The sequence below is a fragment of the Bradyrhizobium sp. genome (assembly GCF_004799445.1).
In the GTDB taxonomy this organism is placed as follows: Bacteria; Pseudomonadota; Alphaproteobacteria; order Rhizobiales; family Xanthobacteraceae; genus Bradyrhizobium.
Genome location: NZ_SSNA01000055.1, coordinates 217672 through 223816 on the forward strand (window position 1 = coordinate 217672; position 6145 = coordinate 223816).

General features: G+C 61.4%; 11 protein-coding genes. 6 read left to right on the forward strand and 5 right to left on the reverse strand.

Annotation, left to right across the window (positions count from 1 at the left end; genetic code table 11):
* Positions 1-71: 71 nt before the first annotated feature.
* Positions 72-470: a PaaI family thioesterase gene (locus E8A46_RS06735; protein WP_291558976.1), complete on the forward strand. Its 399-nt coding sequence runs from the start codon at positions 72-74 to the stop codon at positions 468-470.
* A gap of 154 nt (positions 471-624) precedes the next feature.
* Positions 625-1245, forward strand: a complete 621-nt coding sequence (locus tag E8A46_RS06740; RefSeq protein ID WP_291558978.1) for a GNAT family N-acetyltransferase — start codon at positions 625-627, stop codon at positions 1243-1245.
* 73 nt (positions 1246-1318) lie between these two features.
* Here E8A46_RS06740 and E8A46_RS06745 read toward each other — a convergent pair whose 3' ends face one another.
* The 3 genes from E8A46_RS06745 to E8A46_RS06755 all read right to left on the reverse strand — a co-directional run bounded on the left by E8A46_RS06745 (position 1319) and on the right by E8A46_RS06755 (position 2736).
* A complete protein-coding gene (locus tag E8A46_RS06745) occupies positions 1319-1621 on the reverse strand; it encodes a hypothetical protein (RefSeq protein WP_291558981.1) in 303 nt (100 codons plus the stop codon).
* A gap of 94 nt (positions 1622-1715) precedes the next feature.
* Positions 1716-2015, reverse strand: coding sequence for a putative quinol monooxygenase (locus E8A46_RS06750; protein ID WP_291558983.1), 300 nt, complete (start codon positions 2013-2015; stop codon positions 1716-1718).
* 34 nt (positions 2016-2049) lie between these two features.
* Positions 2050-2736, reverse strand: a complete 687-nt coding sequence (locus E8A46_RS06755) for a DUF2161 family putative PD-(D/E)XK-type phosphodiesterase (protein ID WP_291558984.1) — start codon at positions 2734-2736, stop codon at positions 2050-2052.
* A 138-nt stretch (positions 2737-2874) separates the two neighbouring features.
* Between E8A46_RS06755 and E8A46_RS06760 the strand changes: the two genes are divergently transcribed.
* Positions 2875-3219 carry a GrlR family regulatory protein gene (locus E8A46_RS06760; protein WP_291558985.1) on the forward strand — a complete coding sequence of 115 codons (345 nt, stop codon included), beginning with the start codon at positions 2875-2877 and terminating at the stop codon, positions 3217-3219.
* On the opposite strand, the gene fabG is transcribed toward E8A46_RS06760, so the two are convergent.
* Positions 3216-3896, reverse strand: coding sequence for a 3-oxoacyl-ACP reductase FabG (fabG, locus tag E8A46_RS06765; RefSeq protein WP_291558987.1), 681 nt, complete (start codon positions 3894-3896; stop codon positions 3216-3218). The genes E8A46_RS06760 and fabG overlap by 4 nt on opposite strands.
* A gap of 309 nt (positions 3897-4205) precedes the next feature.
* On the opposite strand from fabG, the gene E8A46_RS06770 reads away from it, so the two are divergent.
* Positions 4206-4406 carry a hypothetical protein gene (locus E8A46_RS06770; RefSeq protein ID WP_291558989.1) on the forward strand — a complete coding sequence of 67 codons (201 nt, stop codon included), beginning with the start codon at positions 4206-4208 and terminating at the stop codon, positions 4404-4406.
* Between the two features lie 8 nt (positions 4407-4414).
* The gene (locus E8A46_RS06775) at positions 4415-4855 is read left to right on the forward strand and encodes an MliC family protein (protein ID WP_363251230.1); all 441 of its coding nucleotides are present in this window, start codon (positions 4415-4417) and stop codon (positions 4853-4855) included.
* A gap of 90 nt (positions 4856-4945) precedes the next feature.
* Here E8A46_RS06775 and E8A46_RS06780 read toward each other — a convergent pair whose 3' ends face one another.
* Entirely contained in the window at positions 4946-5146 is a 201-nt protein-coding gene (locus tag E8A46_RS06780; protein ID WP_291558990.1) for a DUF2735 domain-containing protein, read from the reverse strand.
* Between the two features lie 550 nt (positions 5147-5696).
* Here E8A46_RS06780 and E8A46_RS06785 point away from each other — a divergent pair.
* The coding region (locus tag E8A46_RS06785; RefSeq protein WP_291558992.1) for a glutamine synthetase beta-grasp domain-containing protein at positions 5697-6145 on the forward strand (449 nt) is incomplete at its 3' end.

Sequence of the window (6145 nt, forward strand, 5' to 3'; positions counted from 1 at the left end):
TTTGGCGAAGTTTGATGGATGCGCGGGTCAAGCCCGCGTATGACGGTTGAAAATTCAACGGGAGGGCGACCATGACGCCGCTGGAGAAAGTCAATTCGATGAAGATGCCTTTTGCCGAATTGAAGGGGGTCAGCTTCACCGAAGCCGAAAGGGATCGCGTCGTGGCGCGGATGCTGGTCCGCCCCGACCTCTGTACGCTCAACCACATGATTCATGGCGGTGCGGTGATGGCGTTGGCGGATTCAGTTGGCGCCGCGGCAACCGTGATCAATCTGCCGGAAGGCGCGAACGGGACCACGACCATCGAGAGCAAGACCAATTTCATTGGCGGCGCGAGGGAGGGAATGACGGTGATCGCGACCGCGACCCCGGTGCATCGGGGGCGGCGTACCCAGGTCTGGCAGACAAGGCTGGAAACCGAGGACGGAAAGCTGATCGCGGTGGTAACCCAGACCCAGATGGTGCTGTGAAAAATGTCCGCCGGTGGGTTGGTTAACGAATTGGTCGCGACTTTCTGCCGTAATTTGCGGCGGGAAGCGGCCTTGAATTTCATGTTGCAATGCACAATATACGTGATCTAGGGATTCGACGCCTCCTCGAGGGCCTTCCAAGAGGAGTTTTGACGTGAATTACGAAAATACGACCCGCTCGACGGCCAAAGGCATAGTTCGGACGCTGAGTCAGCAGGAAGAACTGCCGCTGCTGCGCGATCATCTGTTGCGGCTTGACCGGGAAAGCCGCCATGACCGCTTCCACGGCTTCATGGACGATGGCTTCATTGAGCGCTATGCCGCAAAATGCGCTGAAGACGGCACCATCATTATCGCCTATCTCGAAGACGGTTTGGTCCGAGGTGCTGCGGAATTGCATCCGCCGGATCGATCACCGGATTCACAGCCGGAAATCGCATTCAGCGTGGAAGCCCAATTGCGCCGGCAGGGCGTCGGCAGCATATTGTTCCGAAAGGTGATCGCGGAAGCGCGGGCCAAAGGCTACCGCTCCTTGCGGATCACCACCGGCGCGCAAAATGAGGCGATGCGGACGCTTGCCAACAAGTTCGGCGCGCATCTGACGTTCCGCCACGGCGAATCCACCGGCAGCATCGATCTGAAGCAGCAAGCGCAGCCCGAATCTGCGCGGTCCCCGATCGCCACACCGTTCGATGCGGCGCGGGCGATGGCCAATTTCAACCGCGAATACTGGAAATTTATGCTGCGGATGTCAGGCTGGGGACGAACCGCCTGACGAGGCGCACGGGCGCACCGTCATTTGCCGATCGCCGGCCAGGCGATCGGCGGTCACGCGACAAATACGTGTCTCAGGTCCCCGTCCGCTTGGCGTTGCCGAACTTCCTGACAATCCGGCGCTCGACCACGACCGAGCGCTGCGCGCCCTGTTCTCCGGCGATCACGCGGGTCGTGGAACGCGCAAAGGCGCGTCCGGCCTTCTTCACTTCGGCCGTGACGGATTCGATCGGCAGCCCCATTAGGGATGCCGCGATTTCCGCCTGTTCACTCTGATCGTCGGTGATACCCGCCGCGGCGAAGATAGCTTCCTCCAACGTCGGCGGATCGCGTCGCACGCGCCGCGGCCCATATTTCGTGTTCCAGTCCTGACTCATCGCGGCCTCTTGTTTGATGCAGCGTATCTAGGGAGCATTATGTTGCATTGCAATATGAAATTGATGTGGCAATCCAGCTATGCGTCTTCCGAGTTCAGAGCTTCTCCACCCCTGTGGCGTCGTAAATCTCGATCGTCGGGTTGGCCGCGGCCAGCGGCTGCAGGGCGCGGACAAAATCGCGTGAGGCCGGCACCGCGAAATGTGCTGCCAGCGCGTCGCGACTGGTCCACTGTTCGATGAACACCAGCCGCAGCGAATTTTCGCAATCGATATGCACGGCGTGCGCGATGCATCCTTGCTCGTTGCGCGAGCGATGCACGTGCTCCAGGCTCAGTTTGCGGGCCTCATGGAAGGAATCTTCCCGCGCCGTTACGCTGCCGGTCACCACGATCATCGCGTCCCTCCCGCCGTTTTCAATTCAGGGCATCTCACGAGACTGAATCGCCGGCGCCCGCAAAGTCGATCGGCTGCTGCGGCCAGCGCTTGAGCGCAGCGTGTCCGGCATCGGTTAGGAGATAAATGCCGCGCTCGGCGCGATCGAACCAGCCATACACGTTGTGCAGCAGAATCTTCGGAGCATCGGGAATTCCGGGCTTGAGGTCGCGCACGCGCCGTGGCCCCTGCGACAGCGCCAATGCGCAGGCCAGCGCCTGTTGGCGGTATGCCGTCATGATCGGAGTGCGGGTGCTGCCGCCCAGTGCCGGGTCCCCCTTGCGCCGCCGATGCTCGGCAACGAGGCGCGAGCGCTTCTTCGGATCGCGGCGCGGGCTGGTCGTGGGCGGCGCGACGATCACCTCGACATCGCCCGACTTGGTGACCGCAAGCATGCCAAAGCCCAGTCGGCGGCAGAGATTGCGATAGCGCGCATCGCTCTCCCGTCCCTTGCCGCGCTCGGACAGTCTGGCGGCGAGCCAGACCTCGTCGCAGGAGGTGGCGCGATCGACCGCCTGCAAGACCAGTTCAAGGTTGAAGGAAAGCTTCAATTCGCCGATGACCACGATCGGGGGGTCGCCGCCGCTCAGCGCGACGAGGTCGCAGCCGCCGACTTCGCCCTTGACCGCAAAGCCGAGCTTCTCGAGGAAACGTTTGACGGGCAGATAAAGTGCGGTTTCCAAGCAATCTCCAGTGTCGTGCCTGCGACTCACTGTGCGAGTTTAGCCCGGATCGCCCGGGCGCATGCGGCGGGATTTGATCAGGCAGGCCTGGAGCGGCTATTCTGCCGCCGGGACCAGACTGCGGGCGTGGCGGAAGCGATGATCAGAAACGGCCTCTACCACATCACCGTCGAGATGCTTGACGGGATCAAGGGCGGCAATCAGGGGGTCATGGTCGTGCGCGACGGCACGTTGCGCGGGGGTGACTCGTTCTTCTATGCCTTCGGCACCTACACGGCGGCGGACGGCAGGTGGAAGGGCGAGGTAACCAACCAAGAGCATTCCCCGACATTTGGCGAGCGGCCGGTCTGGGAACGCAAGGTGGTGACGATCGGCTTTACCGGAACCTATACCGATGACGCCGCCGAAAGCGACGGCATCGCGCTCGCCGGCAAGCAGAGCATTCGATTCAAGTCCAGGCTGCGGCTGCTGGTTCCAGACTAGACCCGGCCGCTCACCGGAAGCAACGCGCCGGTGACGGCGCTGGCCGCATCGCTTGCGAGAAACAGGATCACGCTGGCGAGTTCCTCCGGCGTCACCCATTTAGTGAAATCCGCCTTCGGCATGCTGGCGCGGTTGGCCGCGGTGTCGATGGTCGACGGCAACACGGCATTGACGGTAATCTTGCCTTTCCATTCGGCGGCAAGCGTCTCGGTGAGGCGGTGCACGCCGGCTTTTGACGCAGCGTAGGCGCCCATGCCGGAACCTGCCTGCAATGCGCCGATCGCGCCGACATTGACGATTCGGCCTGCGCCGGACGCGACAAGATGCGGGATCGCCGATCGCGACGCGTTCAGCGCGGTGAGCACGTTGAGCGCATACATGCGCTGCCAAGTCGCTGGATCACCGTCGGCGATGGCCTCGAACGCAAAGCCGCCGGCGATGTTGATCAGCGCATCGAGCTTGCCGAAATGCGCCGCCGCCGCGTCGACGGCCTGCTTGGCCTGGGCCGCGTCGGTCAGATCGACGCCGCCGAGCTCGATCCGGTTGGGTGTTGCCGCAACCTGCGATGCCGCGTGATCGACGCCGGCTACCCGGGCACCCATCGCCAGGGCGGAGATCGCGACAACCCTGCCAAGCGCGCCTGAGGCTCCGGTCACGACAATGATTTTTCCGTCCATGATTGATCTCCGGGGCGAGGAGGAAGCGGCCCACACTACCGTCAGGCAAAATTCATTTGCAATGCTGCGAGACTTTGCGACCAAATTCGGGTCGATACGTCTTACGTCGCCGCGAACGGACGGTCCCAATGCCTGACACGGGCAAAAGCACCCGGCGACGCGATTAAAACCGCGCCCCAGGCAAGGGGCCTGGATCTCCGGGCCTCGGCTCCTGGCGCCGATCGTTAAAATTTGTCCGAATTCTATAAGCGAACTGCAGAACCGTCCGGCTATGCTGCGGTTGGTTCAATCCAGGGGTTGGAAAACATCATGATGAGACATTTGCCTGACCACGGCTTGCCGCTGGTTCAGCTCAAGGAGCAGCGGCGGGATTTGGTTGTCGCGCTGCAAAACCGCAACGGTCCGGTTGGCGGCTGGGAATTGATACAGATCGCCGCGGTTCAGCAGGCGATCTCGGCCTTCGAGGACGTCATTGCCGACCTCGACGCTGAACTGGAAGCAGCGGCGTAAGCAGTTCTTTGGCTGCTTCGCAGCGGCGCGTTCATCGGCCCTTTCCGATCCTGGCTGTACACCCGCGCATCACGCGGGTATTGCACATCGTGTCCGGCGGATCATATCCGCGGGGGAGAGAAGCAGCCGGGGGCAATATGACTGGGTACAAGGCCGCCATTTCCGGTGCCGCGCTCGTTTTCGCAGGCGTTGTCACCGGCTCGTCGGCCGCGTTAGCGCAGAGCTTCGAGAACTATCGCTGTGCCGATGGCACCCGGTTCATCGTCGGATTTTTCAAATACGATACGCGCGCACATTTGCAGATCGATGGACGGGCGGTGACGCTGAAAAAGCGTCTGGCCTTCTCCGGCGCGCACTATTCGGGCGGCGGCGTGACCCTGATGATCACAAAGGCTGGCAGCACGATCAGGCATGTCAAACGACCGGTTACCGCGTGCGAGCTGACATGAAAAAGGGCCGAAACCTTTTCGTTCCGACCCTTTGTTGTTGATATCGCATCGGCGACTGGCGGCGCATCGGTATCGAGTCCGCGCCTCGCATCAGCGTTCACGCAACGGTTTGGATTCCTGGATGGCCGCTTCGTGATACCAGCTGCCACCGCACGCAGCTTCGCTGACGCGCAATGAGTCGGAATCGGTGACGGCCTTGGTCTCCTCATGGCGACGGACGCCGAGAGCCGCGCGGCCCCCGGCAGGGAATTGGTAGATCTTTGCAGACCCGTGATTCAGGTTCGTATTCATCGGTATCTCCTTTGTCGTAGCGCTTTGATTCATGGTGCGCCCGACTCGTTCGCGAGTGGTTACTGGAATCGATATCGTCCCTGCACTCCGGTCGTGCAACCTGATTAAAGAAAAATCATTTTATGAATAAAATGTAGGCACTTTTGCTTTTGCCTCCTCCAAAGCAGCGGCAGCCTGGCTAACGCGTGGGCCGATGCCAAGGTTGCGGAGAGACTTCATCTTCTTGCGGAATATTGCGGAGAGCTGCCGCGCTATTGATCGGGGCGAGGGGCGATGCCGCCGATTGCTGCGGAAACAGGCGCAATCTGGGCCTAAGTCAGGTCATCCCGCGTCCGCCGGCAACGCGCCCCGCGCGCCTTTGCCGCACCTCGAAGCGACCGGAAGTCGGTTCGACCGAACGGGATTTCCCCGTCGCGATAGCTCTCCCGCAATGCAGCGATTGGCACTTTAATTGCTTAGTAAAGACTGGCCGATGGTGGCCGGGTACGCGTGTGGTGACCAAGAGGCTTCGGTTTCCCCACCTTCGCATCATCAACTCAAGAGAGGCTCAATGACAAAGTATAAGCTCGAGTACATCTGGCTCGACGGATACGCGCCGACTCCGAATTTGCGCGGCAAAACCCAGATCAAGGAATTCGATTCCTTCCCGACGCTGGAGCAGCTTCCGCTTTGGGGCTTCGACGGAAGCTCGACCATGCAGGCAGAGGGCCACAGTTCGGATTGCGTGCTCAAGCCGGTCGCCATTTATCCCGATGGCGCGCGCACCGACGGCGCGCTGGTGATGTGTGAAGTCATGATGCCCGACGGCAAGACACCGCATGTCACCAACAAGCGCGCGACCATTCTGGACGACGAAGGCGCGTGGTTCGGCTTCGAGCAGGAATATTTCTTTTACAAGGACGGCCGTCCGCTCGGCTTTCCCGCGGCTGGCTATCCGGCGCCGCAGGGCCCGTATTATACCGGCGTCGGCTACAAGAATGTCGGCGACGTCGCGCGCAA